This window comes from Dellaglioa algida DSM 15638 (assembly GCF_001434695.1).
In the GTDB taxonomy this organism is placed as follows: domain Bacteria; phylum Bacillota; class Bacilli; order Lactobacillales; family Lactobacillaceae; genus Dellaglioa; species Dellaglioa algida.
The window spans coordinates 150,785-174,023 of sequence record NZ_AZDI01000001.1 but is presented as its reverse complement, the minus strand read 5'-3'; the positions used below and the strand labels follow the sequence as shown (position 1 = coordinate 174,023).

Genomic DNA, 23,239 nt, shown 5'->3' with positions numbered 1-23,239 from the left:
AAGGCTTTATGTAATTAAAGGAGAATTTTATTTATGGCAGCAGCTGATAATAAAGGTAAAACTCGCGTTGCGCGACGTGAACAAGAATTAAATACTAACAAAAAAGGAAAAACGGGGAAACCCACTAAGAAAAAACTTTTTAAACGTATTTTTCTTAGTCTAATTGGTTTATTCGTTGTTGGTGTAATCGCAAGTGTTGGCTTGTTTTTCTACTACGCAAAAGATTCACCCAAAATAACGTCAAGTAGTTTAGAAAGCACACCGGCTAGTGTTATATACGCTAAAAATGATGAGGTCATTACGACTCTTGGAACCTCAAGAGTCTATGCCGAATCTTCCGATATTCCGCAAACATTGAAGGATGCGATTGTCTCTATTGAAGATAAACGTTTTTACAAACATAATGGTGTTGATCCCGTTCGAATTGCGGGGGCAGCATTGGCAAATGTTACCGGAGGTTCAGCTGGACTACAAGGCGGTAGTACTTTAACACAACAACTTATTAAACTGTCCGTCTTTTCAACGAAAGCATCTGATCAAACCATGAAGCGAAAGGCGCAAGAAGCGTGGTTAGCTCTTCAAGTTGAGCGTAAATACAGCAAATCTCAAATACTAACATTCTATGCTAACAAAGTATTTATGGGTAATGGTGTCTATGGTATGCAGACCGCTTCAAACTACTATTTTGGTAAAAAATTAGATAAACTAAATATCGCACAAATTGCAATGCTTGCTGGAATTCCTAATGCGCCATCATCTTACAATCCTTATGCTCACCCAAAATACTCAAAGGAACGACGAGATGAAGTTATTGATGCCATGGTATCAAATGACAAAATATCAGCAAGTGATGCAAGTACAGCAAAAGCGACACCAATTACTTCCGGATTGAGAACGTCTCATTCCGCTGAAAAAGATACTTATAATGCTAAAATTTCTGATTCATATTTAAAAGAAGTCATTCAAACAGTTAAAGATAAAGGTTTAGATCCTTACAATAGTAGCCTTAAAATTCATACCAACTTAGATTTAGATGCCCAAAAACGACTTTACGATATAGCTAACACAGACGATTATGTTAACTATCCCGATGATAAAATGCAATTGGCCGTTACAATGGTTGATTCAAAAACGGGTGCCATATCTGCCATGATTGGTGGACGTAAACAAACAAATGTAACATTCGGATACAATCGTGCCGTGGCAACGAGTCGAAGTAACGGTTCAACTATGAAGCCAATTATGGATTTTGCTCCCGCTATTGAGTATTTGAACTACCCTACAAATCAAAAAGTTAATGATACAAAATATTACTACCCTGATGCAAGTACGAAAGAGTTAAACGATTTTGATCATGGTCATCTAGGTACAATGACAATGAGAAGTGCGTTAGTTCAATCACGTAATATCCCTGCTATTCGAACGCTTGAAGCAGTTGGGTTACCACAGGCACAAACGTTTGTTAAAAAACTTGGTATTTCAAAGGATCAAGTTGAGACTTATTCATCTGGTATTGGTGGTAACATATCAACTACGCAAAATGCTGAAGCCTATGCGGCCTTCGCAAACGGTGGTACTTACCGTAAAGGGTCTTATATTTCAGATATTGTAAAAAAAGATGGTACTGTTTTAAATTATTCTAGTTCAGGTAGTAGAGCCATGAAAATCTCAACGGCTTACATGATTACAGACATGCTTAAAGGCGTTATTGACAGTTCTAGTGGTACAGGTACGGCAGCACAAATTCCTGGACTTTATCAAGCTGGTAAAACCGGAACAACTGATTATCCTTCTAACGTTGCTTCTAAATTCCCATCAAACGCGGCCATGGATTCATTGTTCTCTGGTTATACTAAGAATTACTCTATCTCAGTTTGGACGGGATACGATTCTCCGTTAGTTGCAAATAATTACTTGGATGTGACTTCTCAACATATAGCTACAGGTATTTATAAAAACTTAATGCAATATGTTTCTCAATCTGTTTCAAATTCGGATTGGACAAAGCCTTCTGACGTTTATCTAAATCATGGTGAATTATCTTTAACTGATTCATCCACTGATACAACGACATCTGACGATAGTTCATACGATATCCCTGAAATGTCGAGTGCATCTAGTTTAAGTAGCAGTAGTAGTTCAAGTTCTTCTGAAAAATCAAGTAGTAGCGAACCAGAAAGTAGTTCAAGTTCAGCTGCTAGTTCAAGTTCAGCTCCTAAAGAATCAACAAGTACAAGTAGCTCAGCTTCATCCGCTTCTAATTAAAAAACGACAATATTTAGTTTAAAAACTAAATATTGTCGTTTTTTATTTTTATACTTTTTTTAATTTGACCAATGATAAAGTGGAATTTCTGGTTTATCGTTGGTCTTTTTTGATATATCATTGCTATTTACATCGTTTGAAAAGTTTCGTTGTTGTCTTTTTTCTTTATCTTTTTTAACATCCTGACTTGTCTTAATATGCTTCTTTTCCCAATTTAATAGAATTCTATCCATGTATTTCAAACTATATGCCTGATTTAATATGGCTTCCTTAAGCGCCATTAAGATGAGCTCTGGCTTGTAGTGATCTTGATCAATCCACATACTAATACTTTCTAACTCCATTGGCGATAAAGGACGCCCAAATTCAACTTCAATTTTCTCGTAGACGTCTTTTCGAGAATTATTTTTTTCAATAACCTCAACCTTTTCTTGTGTTCGCTGGTTTAAATTATTCAATTTTTCATATAATGCATTAAAATTAAATTGATCAGTACTATATCCATTAGGGTCATCAATCGTTTTAATTGAAATTATTTTTTTTTCGATTAGTTTTTGCAATAACGTATACGTTTCTTGGGTGGTTACGCCCATTTGACTGGCTATCTGATTCGTATCTGGAAATTTATTACCAGCCTGATTAAAACTTAGTAGATGAATCAAAAAAATTAGTTCATCACTTGTTAATCCAATTTTTCGATAATTTTGTAAAATTAAATTGGAAATATGTGTCTCTCCTGCCTCTAAAAATTGACTCATAAATTGGTCCATAGTAAACCTCCTTCTTTATAGCAAAAGAACCTTAAACATTTTCGTGTTAAGGTTCTTTTTATCTACTTTATGGATAAATACGGTTTAATAAACGTGGGAATGGGATGGCTTCTCGAATATGCTCTTCACCTGTAATCCAAGTTGTTGCACGTTCTAGGCCAAGGCCAAATCCTGAATGAGGCACGCTACCATATCTTCTAAGATCCAAGTACCATTCGTAATCTTTTTCATTAAGTCCAGCTTTTTTAATTTGTGCAGTTAAGTTATCTAAATCCGTTTCACGTTCTGAACCACCAATAATTTCGCCGTAACCTTCAGGTGCTAATAAATCAGCACAGATAACAACGTCTTCTCTTGTTGGATGTGGTTTCATGTAAAATGGTTTGATTGCTTTAGGGTAGTTTAAAACAAATACTGGCATGCTAAAATGTTCTGCCAAATAAGTTTCTTCAGGAGATCCGAAATCATCGCCCCATTTAGTATCAGGGAATTCACCAGAATTTTGTAACAACTCAACGGCTTCATCGTACGAAATTTTAGGGAACGGTGTTTTTGTATAACTTTTCAAGACTTCTTTATCTCTTTCGAGAATATCTAAGGCATAGTCACAGTTATCTAAAACACTTTGTACTAAAAAGGCAATATATTGTTCTTGCACTTCCAGACTTTGTTCTTGATGCATAAATGCCATTTCGGGTTCAATCATCCAAAATTCAATCAAATGACGTCTTGTTTTAGATTTTTCAGCTCTAAAAGTTGGCCCAAATGAGAACACTTTACCGAAAGCCATTGCGCCGGCTTCTTCATATAATTGACCTGATTGTGATAAATAAGCATCTTTATCAAAATATTTAGTATGAAAGAGTTCAGTAGTCCCTTCTGGTGCGCTACCAGTTAAAATGGGAGCATCAATTTTTATAAATCCTTCTTTATTGAAAAATTCATATGTTGCACGAATAATTTCATTTCTAATTTGCATAACGGCATATGGTTTCGTTGAACGTAACCATAAATGACGATGATCCATTAAAAATTCAGTTCCATGTTCTTTGGGTGTAATTGGATAATCTTGACTTTCACCAACTAATTCAAGAGATTTTACTTCAATCTCGTAACCAAATGGAGAGCGTTTATCTTCATGAATTTCGCCGACTACATACAGACTAGATTCTTGATGTAATTCTTTTGCCATCTCGAAAGTTTCTTCACTGACATTACTTTTTACAACAACGCCTTGGAAAAAGGCACTTCCGTCTCGTAATTGTAAAAATGCGATTTTACCACTAGATCTTTTATTGGTAAGCCAAACACCAATTTTTACTTCTTCATCTACATGGTTTTTAGCATCAATTATACTAATTGTTTTCAATAAACTTCCTCCTCATTACGATCTGAGTTTCAAGATCGATTCATTCCTTTTATAATATCATTAGTCGGATATGTTAGTCCATAAGACAATTAGATATTTTCGACGGATTTCAAAACTTTTCCATCTGAAAATTGGATTGTCTCATAACTAAGTTCTTTCTTCTTATTCAAATAGCTGACTTCCCACGCAGGCACATCATTGTATATACCAAGTCCAATATTTAATATTTTACTTGGACTCTTTTTATCCCAGATATAAGTCAAAATATCATTCTTCGACTTCCCATTTGCTTGCGTTAGAACCTTAACCTTGCCACCCTTTTGAGCAACAATCACATAAATTTTTTTATTTGCTTTTGTTGTTCCTGCAACGGTGAAATAAGTCGCGTCTCTATTATATCTATAAAATTCTGATTCTTTGTCTAAATTTGCATACTTTTTAGCAATTGTAACGGCCTCTTTTTCAGCAGTAACCATTGGCGATTTTGCCCGGCTGTACAAGATGAAAGCTCCTACTACAATAACAACTATAGCGCCAAGTATGGAAAGAAACATAATATTTTTTGATTTCTTTTGGGATCTTTGCATGTCTAATTTCTCCCGTCTTAATTTTATATTATTCCATTATACCAGACATTCATTGTGTCAAATAGCCATCACGATTAACCAAAAAATCCGTCTAAATCGTTAATAATATCCGACAATGGTTCGTTGAATATCGGTAGTTTGTCCGGCAACACACCAATCATTTGTTCGCCATAACTTTGGTTAACTAACCGACTATCTAAAACAACCATTACCCCTTTATCCGTCGATGTTCGAATTAATCTCCCGAAACCTTGCTTAAGCCTCATTGTAGCCCTTGGCAATGAGTATTCACTGAATACATCCCTGCCTTGTCCTTCAAATTCTTTTTCTTTCGCCTTAACGTTCAAAGATTCCGGTGATTCAAATGGCAACCGTGTCACAACTAATAACTCTAATCTGTCATTAGGTAAATCGACACCTTCCCAAAAACTACCGGTCCCCAATAAGATTGCGTCTTTACCTAACAAGAAACGTTTTGTTAATTTTTCAGGCCGTCCTGTAATTCCTTGCACTAACAGTTCGCGGTCAATATGTAGTCCTTTTTTCGCTAATAACTCGTATACGTTTGCAATTGTTTCAAGCGAATTAAAAAGAATCAAGGTTTGTCTACGTTGTGCCTTTATCAATTGATAAATTGAATCTGCCAAATATGATTCATACATTTCTTTCGATGATCGAACATCAATCGAATCATTTGCTATATACAATTCAGCTTGTCTACTATAATCAAAAGGACTACCCAGTTTTTCTATTTTATAATTATCTTCTTGAATATCTAATTGGTCAACAATATAATTTTTGTTTCCGGGTAGTAGCAGTGTCGCCCCAGTAAACGTTAAATGATTAAAATGTCGATAAATTGAGTCGGACAGAAAATGAGTCGAATCCGCTAAACTAAATTCAAATTGCATTTTATCTGTTTGCCCATTAATCGGAAAACTTAACCAAAGTACTTTTTCATTCAATTTAGTTTCATTCTGGTCGAATACATTCCAAACCTTAATTTCAGTGAATAACTGTTTAAAAAATCTATGAACTCGATTTAAAAGTTGATTCTCATCTCGGCCAATCTGTTGTTGTTTTTTTGCCGCAATATAACGATTTTGCAGAATGCCATCGCTTTTTTCTAATAGAAGGACCATCTTTGAAACAGATTCAATTGCTATCTTATTTCTATTAATTAAATCAGCCAATTCCGTTGATTTTAAAATAAGTGCTTTATCATTTGTTTCATTTTTATTAACGGCATTTCTATTAATTCGTCGCCCATATTCCCTTGTGAACTGTCTAATCAACGTATCAATTGATTCACGTAACTTTCTAATATCGGCTAGTAACTGCCTGTTTTCGCCGACTGTCAAAAAATTAATTTCCATTAAATTATTAAACGAAAATTTCTGTGAACTTTGAATACTCGTTAAGAGTGAATCACATAAATTAATGATCTTCCAAAAGCGAATTCGCCCTTTATTTGCTTGTAATGCAACATCGGCCAGATGTTGTGCTTCGTCCACGATTAATTCAGGCGTATTTATCGTACGGTCTGAATTAAATAAATCAGGATGTTTCATTAAAAAGGCATGATTTGTAAAAACAATTGACGTTGATTCAACTTGCTTGTATAGCACATTAATAAAATCGACTTCAAAAAATTGATCGGTTAACATTAAACTTCCGACACCGCGATGTTTAATTTGATTAAAAATAGGATTTTGATAACTCGAAAGTCTTAACTCATCTAGGTCACCTGTCTTAGTAGCAGCTAACCATACCAAAATTCGGATTTTCATTAACGCTATCTGTCCAGACGTTTCCTTTTGAGTTAATTCTTTTTTAAACTCTGCCAGATTAATATAATGGTTACTTCCTTTTAGACTTATTGCCGACGTTCGAAAAGGTAACAACTTATTCAATAAGGGTAAGGACTGATTCATTAACTGAGTTTGAAGTAAGGTTGTTGCGCTACTAATAACAATTTGTTTTTGCTTTTGAGCATAGTAAGCAGCGGGAATTAAGTACCCAAGTGTTTTGCCAATTCCCGTTGGCGCCTCAATAATTAGCGTTCGTTCACGACTTTTCAAGTGGTTCGCGATTAAATCCATCATTTTAGCTTGTTCTGATCGCCAGCTCAACTGTGGTTCAATTATTTTTTTCTTATCGGTTTCATTTTCGGGATACTCATAATTAATTAAATTAAATGTCTGTTGTTTACTGCGCTGTAGAACAAGCCCACCAACAATGTGTTGCTCATCTGATAATCTTTCTTGGTTCGCTTGCTTTATGGCATATGCGTCAGTAAATAACTCTTTTGTGTCTCTTAACAAAAATGAACTCAATCGATTTATTTCAAATAAAGTTTCGCTTGGAATTTCCTCAAGGCGCTTCAATAAATAAATAAATAATTCGGCGGTTACGTGGGCATCACTATCGGCGTGATGCGGATTTTCATGAGTTAGATTCAAGTACTGACTTAAATCTTTCAATTTAAAGCTGGGCGATGTTGGTAATAAAATCTGACTAAGTTGTACAGTATCAATTCCCTTAATCGTTAATGCGGGATAGCCAACCCTCTCCAGTTCGCTATTAATAAAAGGTAAGTCAAAATTAATATTATGCGCAACAAAAACAGTATCCTGAAGTATCGCATAAATGGTTGCAGCGACATCTTCAAAATAAGCGGCTTTTCTAATTTGGCGGTTCGTGATACCGGTTAACTCCGTGATTGCTTTTGGAATTGCCATCCCAGGATTAATATCAAATGAAAAAGAATTTATTATTTTATTTTTTTGAACCAAAACGCAGCCAAATTGGATCATTCGATCGCCTTTTTTTAGATTCGTTCCGGTCGTTTCGATATCCACTACGGCGTAAATCGTATTTTTATTCATTGCAGTCTATCACCAGTCTTTTTAAGTTAACGCTTCTATGTAATTCATTTTACCATATTGCTTAATAAATCCTATAATAAACCCCAAATCATTATAAATTTCCTAAGTTCATCCAACGCATTATAGCCATAACGCTAATTTTAATGTATGATAATGGAAGTAAATTTATCCGGAGAGGACTCTTTTTTTGAACAATTCATCAGATAATTTAATGCCAAAATCAATTGGCACAAGTCATGCAAAAATTATACTAATCGGCGAACACTCCGTTGTTTATAGTCAACCGGCCATTGCGTTCCCTTTATCGAACGTAAAAATATCCGTTACCACAGAGGCCGTAGCCGATAAACAGTGGATCACAAGTCGTTTTTATAGCGGTGAAATTAAAAATGTTCCTATGAATATGCACGGTATAAAAAAAGTCGTTCATTATATTCTTAGTTTATTAAACAAACAAAAACAATCTTTCAAATTAACGATTGAAAGTGAAATTCCTTCCGAACGTGGGATGGGGTCTTCTGCGGCAACAATTATTGCCATTATTCGAAGCCTTTATGCTTTTTTTAATACTGAAATTAGTCGTGAAGAACTTCTGTTTATTGCCAACATTGCGGAGACGACCACTCATGGTTCTCCAAGTGGAATTGATGCAGCAACCACAAGCAGTCATGAACCGATTTGGTTTATTAAACACAAAGAGGCGTACTCCGTTCCATTGAATATAGAGGCCACTTTAGTGGTTGCGGATACAGGTATTAAGGGACAAACGGGTTTAACAGTTGGACAAGTGCGAGATCGTGTCTTATCAAGTCCCGACGCAACTGAAAAAATAATTGCCGAATTAGGTCAACTAACGAGCATGGCTAAGTCCCAAATTACAACTGACGATGCCATCAGTTTAGGACATACCTTAACCAGATCACATGAATTATTAAAAGATCTAGGAGTCAGTCATCCAAAATTAGACTTTCTCGTTGAAACTAGCCTGTCAAATGGGGCTTTAGGTGCCAAGCTTACTGGTGGCGGTGGCGGTGGTTGTATGATTGCCCTAGTTAAAACACCAGAAGAAGCTATAAATTTAAGCCATCTTTTGAATCGAAATGGTGCTATTTCGACCTGGATTCAACCCCTCACGAAGGAGTCTCAAGACATTGAAAAATAAAGTTTCGGCTCGAGCACATACTAATATTGCGCTCATTAAATACTGGGGTAAACAAGACCCAGATTTAATTATTCCTTACAATAATAGTCTCTCTTTAACATTAGAACATTTTTATACAGATACTACCGTCACTTTTGATGACACGTTATCTGAAGATACCTTCTTTTTGAACGATCAGCGTATAAATGATAAAAAAGTGTTTCATTTTTTAGATCTCGTTCGAGAGAAAGCACAAAAAAATGTTTTTGCCAAAGTAGAATCAACAAATCACGTCCCAACCTCGGCTGGACTTGCATCTTCAGCTAGCGCATACGCTGCCTTAGCTCTCGCAGCTAGTTCGGCAATTGGCTTACAATTAACTAAACGAGAATTGTCACGCTTAGCACGACGTGGTTCTGGTTCAGCTAGTCGTTCTATTTTTGGTGGACTCGTTGAATGGGAAAAAGGGCACAACGATGAAGATTCTTTTGCCGTCCCAATTGAAGAAAATGTTACTTGGGATATCCAAATGATTGCCATCATGATTAATAGTCATGAAAAAGAAATTGATTCTCGTTCTGGCATGCAACATTCCGTGGATACATCCCCTTTTTATCACGACTGGGTCAAAACTACCGAACAAGATTTAATTAATATGAAGGATGCTATTTCGAAAAGGGACCTTGCCAAGGTCGGCCAAATTGCTGAAAATAACGCTATGAAAATGCACGCAACAACCCTTAGTGCTAATCCAAGTTTCACTTATTTTAATCCAGATAGTATTCGCGCAATGGATGCCGTAAAGAGCCTACGTAAAAGTGGTATTACCTGTTATTTTACAATGGATGCCGGCCCTAACGTTAAAATTATTTGTTCTAAAGCCGAAACACCTTATATTTTAAATAAACTAAGCCCTCTTTTTGGCGCAGATAATCTTTTAGTCGCCAAACCAGGACCAGGAGCAACGATTATCTAGCGTTACCTGGATTGAAAGGAATTGAGTTATTTGATAACCGCTAAAGCACCAGGAAAACTTTATATTGCGGGAGAATATGCAATTGTTGAACCCGGATCACCGGCAATTATCGTCGCCATCGATCAATTTGTGACAGTCACAATTAAAGAAAGTAAAGAAACTGGTAGTATTTCATCGGAACAATATCAAGAAAATTCTTTATCTTGGCATCGACGAGGAAACAAAATCATTTTTGATAACCGGGATAACCCTTTTCATTACATATTATCCGCAATACGTTTAACAGAATTGTACGCACAGTCTACTGGAAAACAGATGGTTAATTATCATGTCAATATTGATAGTGATTTAGATAGTACTGACGGTAAAAAATATGGCCTAGGTAGTTCTGCTGCGGTAACCGTAGCCACTGTTAGAGCCCTTTCGTTATTTTATAACTTAAAATTAACAGATGATGCTCTCTTTAAGTTGGCGTCTATGGCCCACCTAGATGTTCAAGGAAATGGCTCACTCGGGGATATCGCCGCAAGCGTCTACGGAGGTTGGATTGCTTACCATTCATTTGACCGGGACTGGTTAAGGATTATGAGACAAGATACACCATTAGTTGACCTGTTAACGATGAGCTGGCCAATGCTTTCCATTGAGCGTCTAGAACAACCTCATGACCTCGAATTGTTAATTGGTTGGACTGGTTCTCCGGCTTCAACATCTATTTTTGTAGATAAAATGGCTCTTTTTAAAGGAAAACAAAAATCAAAATACCTTAAATTTTTAAAAGATTCAAAAAAATGCGTAACCGCCATGATCAAGGGGTTTGAATTAAACGATTCTGTAACTATTCAAAAAGAAGTAACGCATAATCGCTTAATTTTACAACGTTTGGCCTATGCCAGTCAGATTATTATTGAGACTGACGCTTTGACTGCTCTCTGTGATTTATCAGAATCACAGTACGCCGCCGCAAAGACATCAGGTGCGGGTGGTGGTGATTGCGGAATTGCCCTGGCAACTTCCAAAACAAATCGCAGCGAATTATTTAGCGATTGGTTAAATAATGACATCCAACCTCTCGACATCAAAGTAACGTTATTAAATTAAGAAAGTAAGGAGTTCACTCATGAATAAAGACGCTAATTTAATTCAAAGTCATAGAAAAGATGAGCATGTGTTTATTGCAGAAAAACTATTCACTGAAGAATCGAATAATCAATTAAACGAAATTAAACTTATTCCTTCAAATCTTCCTGAACTTTCCGTAAACGACATTCAATCAAATGTTGAACTCCCTGATTTTTCTTTTAAATCCCCTTTTTATATTAACGCCATGACTGGTGGCAGTGAGCGGACAGGTATTTTGAATCAACAACTAGCTGAAGTTGCGGCGATTACTAATACAACAATCGCGACGGGGTCTCAAAGTGTCGCTTTGAAAGACCCTTCCGTTGCACACACATTTAAAGTGTTACGTGAAAAAAATCCAAACGGAATTATCTTTTCCAATTTGAGCGCAAATGCTACCCTAGACCAAGCAAAAAAAGCCATCGATATGATTGATGCTAACGCAATCCAAATTCACATCAATGCTGCTCAGGAGATAGTTATGCCAGAAGGTGAACGTGAATTTTATTGGTTAAAAAATATCGAGACACTTGTAAATAAGCTTGAAGTTCCCGTTATTGTCAAAGAAGTCGGTTTTGGGATGTCCCATGAAACAGTAAGAAAACTATCTGATATTGGCGTCCGTTATGTTGATATTTCTGGTCATGGCGGTACAAATTTTGCGATGATTGAAAATGAACGTAGACATAATAAAGATTTTTCTTTTCTCAAAGACTGGGGTCTGTCAACTGCTGAAAGTCTTATTGATACAGGCTCATTTCAAAATAACTTAACCATCTTTGCTTCAGGCGGTGTTCGCACACCGTTAGATATTGTAAAATGTTTAGTTTTGGGTGCAAAAAGTGTTGGTTTATCAGGAACATTCTTACATGTTCTTAATAAACAAGGTCAAGACGCCTTAACAGAAACTATTTTTGACTACCAAACAAAAATTAAAATGCTTATGACGCTACTTGGTGTCAAAAAGATAACCGATTTAACAGGCGTCAGATATATTTTATCGTCTGAGTTACAAAATTTTAAAAACCAAAAACAATAAAAAAACTTTAAATCGTTGTTAGCAAAGGCTAACTGATTTAAAGTTTTTTTATTACTTATTCTGTTTAGTAACTTTCCTGTTAATTACAAAATAGAAAATAACAGACGCAATGATAAACAGACTACCCTCAAATTCGTATAGAATCATTGTATTTGTTTTAATTGAAAACTGCGATTGTCCAATAGCTGTCCCCAATAACCCACCAACCAAAAACGATCCCGTATAAATTAACAAATTATTCCAAATAATAAGTTTATTTGATTGTTTAATAAATTTCTGATTTCGAATTTGTTTACTAACCCCCACAACCCAAATGTAAGTTGCAAGAGCAACGCCGGCGATTACTGCTAACAACCCAATTGTTTGTTGCAAGTGCCGACGAATCCATGAATGGTTAGTTAAAATAAGATCTGCCTTAACTTGTTTAGAAACAGTTGTATTAGCTAATTTTGAAGTTAATGTTGGCTTCGTCATTAAATCCTTTGAATCAAGTATAATGTTTGCATTTTCTGCCTTTAATTTACTTGGATTAGCGTCTGACATTGCAATAAAAATTTGATTATCTAACTCAGAATTGTATTTATCTCCCATAATCCCGATAACAGCAACATATTGACCATTTAATTTATAATATTGCTGGTGAAATGGTGAATACAGCGTCTTGCTAACGTTTCGCCCTACCACAGCAACTGGCACCTCTGACAAGAAATCATTGCTTGAGAAAAAAGTCCCAGAAACCATAGGCGGCTGTTCATAACTACCTTTCGCGTAAAAATAAGAAACATTTTTCTTATTTTTCACCTGATAATGGATTTGAAAATCAGATATTTTTTTTGAATTAACTAATGTCGTATTATAGTTATCCAAATTTTGTTCCTTTGTTTTAAGAACATAAGCATTTTCAGAAAGATTATGGTTATCTAATTTTGTAATTAAATCCTTTTCCTGCATCTTAAAAAATAAAAAAGTAGTGAAAAATGTGAGTAATAAAATAACCACTATGAATATGTATCGTCTTCGCATCATGAACTCAGTTACCCCTTAACTTTTAATGTACACCCAATGCCATCTTCGCGTATCTTGACATACGATCAATTGACCAAGCTGGACTCCAGATAAATTGCACAGTTACCTTTTGTATTTCAAGAATTGGTTTTAAAGCATCTTCAACTAAATCCGATAAAATCCCTGTCAAAGGGCAACCCATTGTTGTTAAAGTCATTTGTACGTTACAATTATTGTCATTATCTAACTCTATTTCGTAAACTAACCCCAAATTAATAATATCCATATCCAATTCAGGATCCATAACTTTTTCTAAACGCGCTAAAATATCTTGCTTAATTATTTCTATATTTCGTCTCTCTGCCATAGGATTAACCTCCTCTTGAAGAACTAATATTTACAGTTTATCGTTTATATTTTGGCAATGCAATCAATTATTTTAATGTTATTAAACTCTTTACCATTGTAAAAAAGTAATTGTACTAGAATTCAGTACGGTTATATGATATTTTAGATTAAGTTAATGGAGGACATAAACATATGAATAAAAAGTTAATTACAATTGATTTAGATGGTACCACTTTAAATAATAAGGCGGAAGTTAGTTCAACCACAAAAAAAGTACTTAGCCAAGCAACTGCCGAAGGCCACATTGTCAGTATTGTGACAGGTCGCCCTTATCGAATCTCAAAACAAATATATGATTCATTAGGCTTAACAACACCAATGATTAATTTTAATGGTGCATTGGCTCACATTCCTCATAAAAATTGGGATAAATCGTATGAATATACAATTAATCGCGATATTGTTTTTGATATCCTGAATTCAAGGAAAGAACTTGGTATTAACATGTTGGCTGCTGAAGGAAAACATATGCTCCTAGCAGATAACACAAGTCAATTAGTTGAAGGTTTTTTCCCGCAAGCTTTAAAATCAAATCAGATTCTTAATCAACAGAACCTGCAACATGATCCAACATCGATTACTATGTTTGTTGATCAAGACAAAAAGCAATTAATTACGGATAGATTACTAAAAAAATATGGCGATGTGATTGAAGTAAACACTTGGGGTGGCCCAAAAGCAGTCCTTGAAGTTGTTTCAAAGGGTATCCAAAAGGCCGTTGGCGTTTCATACCTGGCTGATTACTATGGTATCGCGCAGAAAGATATTGTTGCCTTTGGTGATGAAAGTAACGATAAAGAAATGCTTTCATATGCCGGCTGGGGTGTTGCTATGCAAAATGGTACTCCTGAAATTAGAGGATTAGCTAATGATGTCACTACATTAAATAATCAAGAAAATGGACTTGCCCACTATCTAGAAGATTACTTAAACTTAGCTAAATAATACTTATTAATTGCTGGACAAATACTTGTCTAGCTTTTTTGTAAAAAAATGACCTACGGATACTAATATCCGTAGGTCATTTTTAATAGTGACTAGTTTTCGTCACTTTTTAAAACACCGCCAACACTATAACGATCTTTTCTCATTTCATTTAAAATAACATGAATATGTTCTGCGGGTGCCCCAGTATTTTTTGCGACAACATCAGTAACATCTTTAACTAAATTTTTAAGCTGGTCTTGCGACCGGCCTTCAATTAAATCAATATTTACAATAGGCATAATAATTCTCCCTTCTTATTTCGTTAATTGTTCTCTTCGCAATAATTCTTGTTGATCCGAGTTCAAGAAGTTGCCTTCAATGTCAGCCGTATTAACTAAATTTATAAAGGCATTTGGATCAACTTCTCTAATTCTCATTTTTAAATTATATAATTCATAACGTGTAATAACTAACATTAACACTTTGCTATTCTCGTTTGAGAATGCCCCTTTTGAATCAATAACTGTAATCCCACGGATTAATGATTTTTGTAACGTGCTAATAATGACATCGGCCTTTTTTGTAACAACAAAGGCCGTTAATTTTTCATGAGAAGTATGGATGCTGTCAACAACTCGTGACATAGCGTAATTCGAAATGATTGTATAAAGAGCACTTTCCCAACTAAAATAAAAACCCGCCGTTAAAATAATGATCATATTCGTTAATAACATTAATGAGCCAACCGTTCGTCCCGTTGTCTTAGTAAGAACTAGCGCAATAATATCCATACCACCAGTTGAAAATCCATATTTCAATGCAAATCCAACACCCGCACCTGTTATCACTCCCCCAAATAATGCTGCCATTAATGGGTTAGTTGATAATTGATGTACCGGTAAAATGATAGTAAAAATTGTTGTCACTGCAACGGTCAAAATACTGTAGTACGTAAAGGTGCGACCAATTTTATACCAACCTAAAATACCAATCGGAATATTTATTAACATAATTAAATAACCAGTGCCTATTTTAATATGAAATAAGTCATTAAAGATGGCAGAAATTAACTGAGCAATACCATTTGCGCCAGCACCAAAAATATTTCCAGGAATCAGAAAGAAATTAAGTGCTAAGGCAATCAATAAGCCGGAAAATCCGATCATGCCTAATCGTTTACTTGTATCAGAAATTGGTAACTTCATAAATTTCCCTCCTTAATATGTGATTCTATTTATTTTACCTTTTATTAGATAAAATTATTAATAAAATGAGAAATCTCTCATTTAATTTTTCTATTAAACTAACATTATGCAAGGTAACCGGTTTATTTTGATTATTTATTCTCATATGGCGTTCAAAATGACAATTAAATGATAAAATGGTGATATATAAATTTATCCATTAGGAGGAGAAATATCCATGACAACGGACCCTTTCAATTTTTCAGCATGTACAAGCGTTTTAGCTGGTTCTAAAGCTACCGCAGACGGGTCAACATTTATTGGGCGTAATGAAGATGCTAAGACGGCTTGGCCAAAACATTTTGTTGTTCACCCACATACAGAATTTGACCAATCACCTTTATTCGAATCACCTGATAATCAGTTTAAAATGACATTACCAAAAATTCGCGGAAAATATTCATCAACACCTGAATGGACTCCTGATTTTGGCGTTTTTGAAGAAGACGGATTTAATGAATTCGGTGTCGCCATGAGTGCAACTGAGAGTGCCTACGCTAATAGTCGCGTCCTAAGTTATGATCCTTTGCTACCTGAAAATGGTATTGGTGAAGAAGCTATTGTTACCATCACACTTCCCTACATCCACTCTGCAAGAGAAGGTGTCAGCTATCTTGGAACATTAATTGAGAAATACGGTTCAAGCGAAACAAATGGTGTTTTATTCTCAGATAAAAAAGATGTTTGGTATATGGAAATTGCAACTGGTCACCATTGGGTTGCTCAACGCATTCCAGATGATTCATATGCCGTTGTTGCCAATCAGTTAGCCATTCAAGAAATTGATTTTACTGATTCTACGAATTTTATGTTCAGCACTGGTATTCAAGAATTCGTTACTGATAATCATCTAAATAATCAAAGAGACTCATTTAATTTTAGAAATATATTTGGAACGCATGACCAATCTGATGCTATCTACAGCACACCAAGAGTTTGGTATGGCCAACTACTTTTAACGCCATCATCTGAAACCCAAGATCCTATGAGTATGGACCTCCCATTCATCCGTCAAGCGGATAACTTAATTCAACTTGAAGACTTGGAACAAATCCTCGGGTCACACTACCAGGGAACCCAATATGATCCAATTGGTTCAGGGTCAACCCAAGATAAACATAAATTTAGACCCGTTAGTTTAGCAAAAACACAAGAATCACATATTTTACAAATTAATCCAGCATTACCTTTTGAAATTGGTGGTATTCACTGGCTATCAATGGGTGTCACGGCTCAAAGCGTTTATGTGCCTTTCTTCGCTGGTATCACGGATACGCCAGAAAATTACAAAATTGGTACCGATATGTATGACGATAAATCTGCTTATTGGTTATACAAACAGTTAGGTATTTTAATTGATTCCCATTACTTAGAATTTGGGCCTTTACTAAAGGATTTACAAAAAGAACTAGCTAGTCAATTTAACGCTAACGTAAAATCTATTCAGTCAAAATCTATTTCAAAAAATAACGCGGATCTTACTGATTTTTTAACTAAAGAAAATCTAAAAATTGCCAGCGATGCCGAGATTAAAGTTAAAGCCTTAATTGGCAAACTAATTACCCTGTCCACTGACTTTTCACCATTAAATTTCAAAACTGATCAAAACTTATAAATATAAGAAACTGAAAGGAATTACAAAGTCTAATGGACAAACAAAAGAAGATTTCTCTAACAAGTTTCATTTTAATGATATTTACAACAATTTTTGGATTTGCTAACACGCCCGTCGCTTTCATTCAAATGGGATATGCCAGTATTATTTGGTACGTTTTAGCCGCATTTTTCTTTTTCTTACCAACTGCTCTAATGTTCGCTGAATATGGTTCAGCACTAAATGAATCAAAGGGCGGCATCTACTCTTGGTTAGCAGAATCAATTGGCCCTAAACTTGCTTTCATGGGGACATTCATCTGGCTTTTCTCATGGATTGTCTGGATGGTATCAATTGCTTCTAAGGTTTGGATTCCACTTTCTACAATATTTGCTGGAAGTGATCAAACTCAGTCTTGGGCAATCTTTGGTTTATCGTCTACACAGACTATTGGTATCCTTGCTATTCTATGGATTGTAATGGTTACATTTGTTGCAAGTCGAGGAATCAGCAGTATTGCTAAGATTTCTTCCATTGGTGGTATTGCAATTCTAGGCTTAAATGCCTTATTCCTCATACTAAGTGTTATCATCTTAATCGTTAATCATGGTGCGTTACAAGAACCATGGCACGGTATGACCAGCATTATTACTTCTAGAAATCCTAACTATCAATCACCTATTGCCTTAGTTTCATTTATTGTTTTTGCTATTTTCGCATACGGTGGTATGGAATCAGTTAGTGGTGTCACAGACAGTATCAAAAATCCCAAAAAGAATTTTCCGAAAGGATTAATCGTTTCGACCTTACTGATTCTTTTTGCTTATTCCATCTCAATCTTCTTCTGGGGAGTTAGTACAAATTGGAGTAAACTTGGTGGTCAAAATGCTAACTTGGGTAATATTTCTTATGTCTTAATGGAAAACCTTGGTAATTTTGCCGGTCAAAGCTTCGGCATGAGTGCAAGTGCTTCTACAATCTTTGGTCATACCCTTGCCAGAATCACTGGTTTAAGCATGTTTATGGCTTATACTGGCGCTTTCTTTGTACTTATCTACTCACCACTTAAATCTTTCATTCTTGGAACGCCAAAGGAAATATGGACACCAAGAATGACTAAATTGAACAAACACAACATTCCTGAATTTGCAATGTGGGTTCAAGCTATAGTCGTAATCGTAATCATCATGGCCGTATCATTCGGTGGTTCAAATTCAACATTATTTTATTCAAAATTAACGTTAATGGGTAATATCTCAACCTCTGTTCCTTACCTATTCCTAATTGGTGCATTTCCATTTTTCAAAAAACGCCAAGATTTAAATCGACCTTTTGAAGTGTATAAAAATAAAACCATGACAAATATTATTACTATTTTCGTCTGGTTAGTTCTAGCATTTGGAATTATCTTCACAGTCATCAGTGACTCATTAAGTAACGCCCTTTGGATGGTCGCTGGTCCCGTTATTTCTGGATTAGTTGCCTTCCTTTACTACTCTCGTTATGAACGAAAATTAAAAAATAAATAAAAAAATGACGTAAACAAGAAATTGTTTACGTCATTTTTATTAATTCTTGGCAAAATTTTCTAATTTAACTGTACCTGTTAATAGACCTGAATTATCACCATGCAACGATAACGTGTTAAATCTCTCATTAATCAAGAGTTGCATATTTTCGTCCATATAGGTCTTACTATATCCTTTTACTCTGACTGGCCCTAAATCAGACTCGATGATTTCATCATATGCTTCACTATCATTTTGACTGTTGACGATCAATAATCTGAAGCTCGAATCCAATGAACATGTTCCCGCTTTTGATAAAGCACCAACACCGTCATCAAAATCAAGCAAAATATCCGAATCATCACCAACAAGTTTCATAATTTTCTTCTTTGCATCCTCACTAGCTTTTAAATACATAAGATTACCACCTTTCTTTAATAACTATATTGTACACCATCTATTATTCATGACAACTATACCGACTTCAAATGTCGTGGTATGATAACCTTAATTAGAAAGTGAGGCACATTATGACCACAATTAATTTAACTAAAAATAGTTACGGTACTCAATTAAAGTTTGAGCGTTCACATTCAACAATCCAATTTAACGTGAATACGGTCCCCACAGAAAAAGTAACTGCTCTTTTTTTAACGCATTTCTCAATAGACGCACAAGAAAAAATTCTCTCATCAAAACTTATGACTGATTTACCTATTTACTTATCAAAGGAAGCATTTGAATTGAGACAACAACTTATTTTATTAGGTGAACTTGAAAAAACACAATTAAATTATAAGATTATCCCAGTTAACATACCCGTAATTATAGATGGTTTTACGATTACAGCTTTTTTATCAGATTCTATACATACCGGATCTCTGGCATTTTTAATCGAAGATGATAATCACAGACGGGCTTTCTTTACCGGAGATACAAGGTTAAACGGGCCTCATAAGAAGAGAACAAAAAAATGGATCCGCTATATAAATCAATCACCATTGGACGCGTTAATTTTAGATGCTAATTATGAACCAAATATTAATAATTATACTGAAATTACAATTCTGGACCACCTCAATAAACAACTTAAAATAAACGATCTAACAACCATCACTTTACCTAATGAAAATCTTCATTTAGTTTACAGTTTAACCGTCCTAGCTAAAAAATTAGATAAAATAGTTGTTCTTAATTCTAAGTTAAATCACTTATTAGCTTACTTTTATCCCGAATCAAGAACTCTACTATTAGATAGTTCCAGTATTCCGGTAATTAAAAATAATCCCGCCAAATATATTTTAATCAACGTTAAAGATGTCTCAGATTCATTTACCATAACGCCCGAAAATATATATGTTCTCGCAGATTATTTTGAAGACGACAAAAATAAAAATGCACTTTCCATTAGTTCACATCTATCTCAATTAGATGTACATGACCTTTTAAATAGATTATCAGTCAGTCCTAAACAACTAATCGTAATGGACCAAAATTTTACCGATAATACGGTATCTTACTAACATTTATTTATGGTATGCTTATTTAATCATTTAAAAGGACGTGAATCAGTTGGTTTTAACTTATTTTAAAAATCCAAAAAAACATGAGTTATTTTTAACGATATTACTAGGAACATTAAGCGCGTTTGGGCCACTTTCAATGGACATGTATTTACCTGCTTTACCGGTTATCCAACAACATCTACATACAAATGCGTCCCTTACTCAACTAACAATTACCACCTGTTTATTAGGGTTAGCGCTTGGTCAATTAATCGTAGGCCCATATAGCGATAAAATAGGCCGTAGAAAACCTTTATTGTGGGGTTTAGTCTTATTCGCCGTTACATCTGTCATTGCAGCAACAAGCCAAAATATAACTATTTTAATTGGTATACGCTTACTGCAAGGATTAGCCGGATCTGCCGGTCTTGTTATTTCACGGGCAATTGCCCGTGATCTATATTCCGGTAAAAAGTTAACAAAGTTCTTCTCTCTTTTAATGGCAGTGAATGGTATTTTCCCAATCATATCGCCAATAATTGGTAGCTTCATCTTAAAATTTACATCTTGGCGCGGTATCTTTGTTATTCTAACCATCATTGGCCTATTGCTATTCTTTGTCGTATTAATAACCTTACCTGAAACAAATGAAGTTACACTCTCTAAATCTAAATCAGAAGCTGCTCTTGATTCGACAGGTAACATTCTTAAAAATTTGATCTCTGATAAATTTTTCTTAAGTTACGCTTTGATTCAAGGATTCATTTCTGGTGCAATGTTCTGTTATATTTCAGGATCTTCATTTGTTTTACAAAATCTATTCGGTTTATCATCAAACATGTTTAGTTTGGTATATGCAATCAATGGATTCGGTATTGTTTTAATGTCTCAGTTAAGTTCCCGAATTTCAGATAGTTTTTCCGAAAATACTGGGCTTAAATTGGGTGTTTATCTCGCATTACTTGGAAGCTTGTTATTAACAATATCACTGTTCATCAGTAATTCACTACCTTTAGTATTAATTAGTTTATTCCTCATTGTCTCAATGGTAGGACTTGTCAATACCACGGCATTTTCATTAGCAATGCAAAAACAAGGCCAACATGCCGGAAGTGCATCCGCCGTTTTAGGCGTAGGTATGAATCTGGTTGGAAGTATCCTGTCACCGTTTGTTGGCATCATGGGTGACCATTCGTATATTCCAATGACCATCTTAATTTTAATTTGCGAATTTTGTGCATTAATCATTTATTTAAGTATTTCTAGAAAAAAAGTGGAAATTTAACTTTTTCAAAAAAGGCGACGACAACCTTCTCAATTAAGTTGGTTGTCGTCGCCTTTTTATTTTTCTTCATACAATGGTTCTAGATTGTTCATCGTCAAGTGTGTTTCTAATTCAGATTTATTTTCTGAATGTAGTAGCGAATAAATAATATATGCATCTCGCTTATTTTTTGCGTATAATTGTGAGTAGTTACTTTGTTTCAATAAGATATTCATTTCTTCTAGAGATAATTCAAATCCAAATCCTAACGAAATTAGTGCATTTCTATTTGGATTACGTCGTCCATCAAACCATTGATACGCGGAACTTGCATTTAAATCAGCACGTCTAATAACATCAATTTTTTTTGTTTTTTTTAATTTTAATAAATTTTTCAAATGTCCCGCTGCATCACTTGGGATAAATTGATAATTATTTAAATGATCACTTGAGTCTGCATTTTTTATTTGATTAATAAACTCACTGGTATTTTTATCCATTATATTAGTACTCCCTACAACTATATTTTTTGAAAGGTTGAAATATTTTGATATTTCCTTCAGATGACACAATAGAAACTCTGTTACTTTCCCACGACTATCAAGTTATTAATAGACTTAAAAGCGACTCACCAAGTCCATTGCTTGTTAAAAAAAGATCACAAATTTTTGTCGCTAAATTGATTTCTGACAATGACTTACAATTAGTTGCTGCTTACAACAATAAAATACCACGTCATATGCCAAAAATTGTTGAAATAATTACGGAGCCAACACTTAAAATGACAATTGAGGAATACATATCCGGCTCAACACTAACCGATGTCGTAAATATCACACCCTTAACCTTCCAACAAATAATTAAGCTTGCCACTCAATTATTAGATAGCCTTTCGGACCTACATGAAATAAGTATTTTACATCGTGATATTACATTGACTAACATTATTCAAACTACAGACGGCAACTACCAATTAATTGATATTCATGCAGCCAGAATCTATAAGGGCGATTTACAGAGTGATACCGTCCATTTAGGAACAATTGGATTTGCTTCACCGGAACATTTTGGTTTTGCGGAAACAGATGTTAGAAGTGATATTTATTCACTGGGAGTTGTTTTAAATTTAGTGTTATTACAATCAAATCTAGATTTAACCGGCTCAAAAGTTAAAAATCTAAGATTCGTCATTGAAAAAGCAACCCAAATTGATCCGGCACAACGTTTTCAGACAATTAGTGACATGCAACAAGCGTTAACTTCCAAAAAAAAATCGAAACCAATGTTCACCATTTTAGATTGGACGGTCTATATTCTTTTTATCATATCACTTCTTTCTGAATTTAATCTCAACAATTTGGCTGAAACAGGATTTAATTGGGTAATTGTTTCCACTTTAATGCTCCTTCCGTATCTTTTTTTCAGATATTTAGCTTATTTTAATCGAATTAAACCAATCAATTATTTCACAAATGGTACTTTTTCATTAAAAATAATCGGAATAATCCTGTTTATCATCATCTGGTTTACTATTAATGGCTTCCTGCTGACAACAATTGCAACATTATTAAAAATTAAAATACAATAAAATACATCTAAGAAAGATTTATTTTTCTTAGATGTATTT

General features: G+C 34.7%; 21 protein-coding genes. 11 read left to right on the top strand and 10 right to left on the bottom strand.

Annotated features, from left to right (window positions below; genetic code table 11):
* Positions 1-33 precede the first annotated feature (33 nt).
* The gene (locus FC66_RS00945) at positions 34-2,265 is read left to right on the top strand and encodes a transglycosylase domain-containing protein (RefSeq protein WP_057973496.1); all 2,232 of its coding nucleotides are present in this window, start codon (positions 34-36) and stop codon (positions 2,263-2,265) included.
* Between the two features lie 59 nt (positions 2,266-2,324).
* Here the strand turns inward: FC66_RS00945 and FC66_RS00940 are convergent, their stop codons facing one another.
* From FC66_RS00940 to FC66_RS00925, 4 genes are all read right to left on the bottom strand, one after another.
* A complete protein-coding gene (locus FC66_RS00940) occupies positions 2,325-3,035 on the bottom strand; it encodes a DnaD domain protein (protein ID WP_057973495.1) in 711 nt (236 codons plus the stop codon).
* Positions 3,036-3,102: 67 nt separating this feature from the next.
* A complete protein-coding gene (gene asnS / locus FC66_RS00935; protein ID WP_057973494.1) occupies positions 3,103-4,404 on the bottom strand; it encodes an asparagine--tRNA ligase in 1,302 nt (433 codons plus the stop codon).
* A gap of 89 nt (positions 4,405-4,493) precedes the next feature.
* Complete coding sequence (locus FC66_RS00930) at positions 4,494-4,991, bottom strand: cell wall elongation regulator TseB-like domain-containing protein (RefSeq protein ID WP_057973493.1); 498 nt, start codon at positions 4,989-4,991, stop codon at positions 4,494-4,496.
* 74 nt (positions 4,992-5,065) lie between these two features.
* A complete protein-coding gene (locus FC66_RS00925; protein WP_057973492.1) occupies positions 5,066-7,879 on the bottom strand; it encodes a helicase C-terminal domain-containing protein in 2,814 nt (937 codons plus the stop codon).
* A gap of 187 nt (positions 7,880-8,066) precedes the next feature.
* Between FC66_RS00925 and mvk the strand changes: the two genes are divergently transcribed.
* Genes mvk through fni form a run of 4 tightly spaced genes read left to right on the top strand, consistent with a single transcriptional unit; the run spans position 8,067 to position 12,157 of the window.
* The gene (mvk, locus tag FC66_RS00920; RefSeq protein ID WP_057973491.1) at positions 8,067-9,041 is read left to right on the top strand and encodes a mevalonate kinase; all 975 of its coding nucleotides are present in this window, start codon (positions 8,067-8,069) and stop codon (positions 9,039-9,041) included.
* Positions 9,031-9,996 carry a diphosphomevalonate decarboxylase gene (mvaD, locus tag FC66_RS00915; protein ID WP_057973490.1) on the top strand — a complete coding sequence of 322 codons (966 nt, stop codon included), beginning with the start codon at positions 9,031-9,033 and terminating at the stop codon, positions 9,994-9,996. The genes mvk and mvaD overlap by 11 nt, the downstream gene beginning before the upstream one ends.
* A 30-nt stretch (positions 9,997-10,026) precedes the next feature.
* On the top strand, positions 10,027-11,097 hold the full coding sequence (locus FC66_RS00910) for a phosphomevalonate kinase (RefSeq protein WP_057973489.1): 1,071 nt from the start codon (positions 10,027-10,029) through the stop codon (positions 11,095-11,097).
* A 19-nt stretch (positions 11,098-11,116) separates the two neighbouring features.
* A complete protein-coding gene (gene fni / locus FC66_RS00905; protein WP_057973488.1) occupies positions 11,117-12,157 on the top strand; it encodes a type 2 isopentenyl-diphosphate Delta-isomerase in 1,041 nt (346 codons plus the stop codon).
* Between the two features lie 51 nt (positions 12,158-12,208).
* On the opposite strand, the gene FC66_RS00900 is transcribed toward fni, so the two are convergent.
* Positions 12,209-13,183, bottom strand: coding sequence for an ABC transporter permease (locus FC66_RS00900; protein ID WP_057973487.1), 975 nt, complete (start codon positions 13,181-13,183; stop codon positions 12,209-12,211).
* 22 nt (positions 13,184-13,205) lie between these two features.
* The gene (locus FC66_RS00895) at positions 13,206-13,529 is read right to left on the bottom strand and encodes a metal-sulfur cluster assembly factor (protein ID WP_057973486.1); all 324 of its coding nucleotides are present in this window, start codon (positions 13,527-13,529) and stop codon (positions 13,206-13,208) included.
* A gap of 173 nt (positions 13,530-13,702) precedes the next feature.
* Between FC66_RS00895 and FC66_RS00890 the strand changes: the two genes are divergently transcribed.
* The gene (locus FC66_RS00890) at positions 13,703-14,515 is read left to right on the top strand and encodes a Cof-type HAD-IIB family hydrolase (protein WP_057973485.1); all 813 of its coding nucleotides are present in this window, start codon (positions 13,703-13,705) and stop codon (positions 14,513-14,515) included.
* 92 nt (positions 14,516-14,607) lie between these two features.
* Here the strand turns inward: FC66_RS00890 and FC66_RS00885 are convergent, their stop codons facing one another.
* Together FC66_RS00885 and FC66_RS00880 are read right to left on the bottom strand one after the other, a co-directional pair.
* On the bottom strand, positions 14,608-14,796 hold the full coding sequence (locus tag FC66_RS00885; RefSeq protein WP_057973484.1) for a 2-hydroxymuconate tautomerase: 189 nt from the start codon (positions 14,794-14,796) through the stop codon (positions 14,608-14,610).
* A 15-nt stretch (positions 14,797-14,811) separates the two neighbouring features.
* Entirely contained in the window at positions 14,812-15,702 is an 891-nt protein-coding gene (locus FC66_RS00880) for a YitT family protein (protein WP_057973483.1), read from the bottom strand.
* 217 nt (positions 15,703-15,919) lie between these two features.
* Here FC66_RS00880 and FC66_RS00875 point away from each other — a divergent pair, with 217 nt between their 5' ends.
* Complete coding sequence (locus FC66_RS00875) at positions 15,920-17,356, top strand: C69 family dipeptidase (RefSeq protein ID WP_057973482.1); 1,437 nt, start codon at positions 15,920-15,922, stop codon at positions 17,354-17,356.
* 32 nt (positions 17,357-17,388) lie between these two features.
* The gene (gene yjeM, locus FC66_RS00870) at positions 17,389-18,864 is read left to right on the top strand and encodes a glutamate/gamma-aminobutyrate family transporter YjeM (RefSeq protein ID WP_057973481.1); all 1,476 of its coding nucleotides are present in this window, start codon (positions 17,389-17,391) and stop codon (positions 18,862-18,864) included.
* A gap of 39 nt (positions 18,865-18,903) precedes the next feature.
* On the opposite strand, the gene FC66_RS00865 is transcribed toward yjeM, so the two are convergent.
* The gene (locus tag FC66_RS00865) at positions 18,904-19,260 is read right to left on the bottom strand and encodes an iron-sulfur cluster biosynthesis family protein (protein ID WP_057973480.1); all 357 of its coding nucleotides are present in this window, start codon (positions 19,258-19,260) and stop codon (positions 18,904-18,906) included.
* Between the two features lie 113 nt (positions 19,261-19,373).
* Between FC66_RS00865 and FC66_RS00860 the strand changes: the two genes are divergently transcribed.
* Together FC66_RS00860 and FC66_RS00855 are read left to right on the top strand one after the other, a co-directional pair.
* Positions 19,374-20,366 carry an MBL fold metallo-hydrolase gene (locus tag FC66_RS00860; protein ID WP_057973479.1) on the top strand — a complete coding sequence of 331 codons (993 nt, stop codon included), beginning with the start codon at positions 19,374-19,376 and terminating at the stop codon, positions 20,364-20,366.
* Positions 20,367-20,415: 49 nt separating this feature from the next.
* Positions 20,416-21,633: a multidrug effflux MFS transporter gene (locus FC66_RS00855; protein WP_157051973.1), complete on the top strand. Its 1,218-nt coding sequence runs from the start codon at positions 20,416-20,418 to the stop codon at positions 21,631-21,633.
* 56 nt (positions 21,634-21,689) lie between these two features.
* Here FC66_RS00855 and FC66_RS00850 read toward each other — a convergent pair whose 3' ends face one another.
* Complete coding sequence (locus FC66_RS00850; protein ID WP_057973477.1) at positions 21,690-22,112, bottom strand: hypothetical protein; 423 nt, start codon at positions 22,110-22,112, stop codon at positions 21,690-21,692.
* 47 nt (positions 22,113-22,159) lie between these two features.
* On the opposite strand from FC66_RS00850, the gene FC66_RS00845 reads away from it, so the two are divergent.
* Positions 22,160-23,200 carry a protein kinase domain-containing protein gene (locus tag FC66_RS00845; RefSeq protein WP_057973476.1) on the top strand — a complete coding sequence of 347 codons (1,041 nt, stop codon included), beginning with the start codon at positions 22,160-22,162 and terminating at the stop codon, positions 23,198-23,200.
* The last annotated feature ends 39 nt before the right edge of the window (positions 23,201-23,239 follow it).

Bases quoted from the DNA above. Each gene is read 5' to 3' on its own strand.
- FC66_RS00945 (WP_057973496.1), top strand. From the start codon at position 34: ATGGCAGCAGCTGATAATAAAGGTAAAACTCGCGTTGCGCGACGTGAA.
- FC66_RS00890 (WP_057973485.1), top strand. From the start codon at position 13,703: ATGAATAAAAAGTTAATTACAATTGATTTAGATGGTACCACTTTAAAT.
- FC66_RS00880 (WP_057973483.1), bottom strand. From the start codon at position 15,702: ATGAAGTTACCAATTTCTGATACAAGTAAACGATTAGGCATGATCGGA.
- FC66_RS00930 (WP_057973493.1), bottom strand. From the start codon at position 4,991: ATGCAAAGATCCCAAAAGAAATCAAAAAATATTATGTTTCTTTCCATA.
- fni (WP_057973488.1), top strand. From the start codon at position 11,117: ATGAATAAAGACGCTAATTTAATTCAAAGTCATAGAAAAGATGAGCAT.
- FC66_RS00865 (WP_057973480.1), bottom strand. From the start codon at position 19,260: ATGTATTTAAAAGCTAGTGAGGATGCAAAGAAGAAAATTATGAAACTT.
- FC66_RS00900 (WP_057973487.1), bottom strand. From the start codon at position 13,183: ATGATGCGAAGACGATACATATTCATAGTGGTTATTTTATTACTCACA.
- FC66_RS00850 (WP_057973477.1), bottom strand. From the start codon at position 22,112: ATGGATAAAAATACCAGTGAGTTTATTAATCAAATAAAAAATGCAGAC.
- FC66_RS00875 (WP_057973482.1), top strand. From the start codon at position 15,920: ATGACAACGGACCCTTTCAATTTTTCAGCATGTACAAGCGTTTTAGCT.
- FC66_RS00885 (WP_057973484.1), bottom strand. From the start codon at position 14,796: ATGCCTATTGTAAATATTGATTTAATTGAAGGCCGGTCGCAAGACCAG.
- yjeM (WP_057973481.1), top strand. From the start codon at position 17,389: ATGGACAAACAAAAGAAGATTTCTCTAACAAGTTTCATTTTAATGATA.
- FC66_RS00925 (WP_057973492.1), bottom strand. From the start codon at position 7,879: ATGAATAAAAATACGATTTACGCCGTAGTGGATATCGAAACGACCGGA.
- FC66_RS00860 (WP_057973479.1), top strand. From the start codon at position 19,374: ATGACCACAATTAATTTAACTAAAAATAGTTACGGTACTCAATTAAAG.
- FC66_RS00940 (WP_057973495.1), bottom strand. From the start codon at position 3,035: ATGGACCAATTTATGAGTCAATTTTTAGAGGCAGGAGAGACACATATT.
- FC66_RS00895 (WP_057973486.1), bottom strand. From the start codon at position 13,529: ATGGCAGAGAGACGAAATATAGAAATAATTAAGCAAGATATTTTAGCG.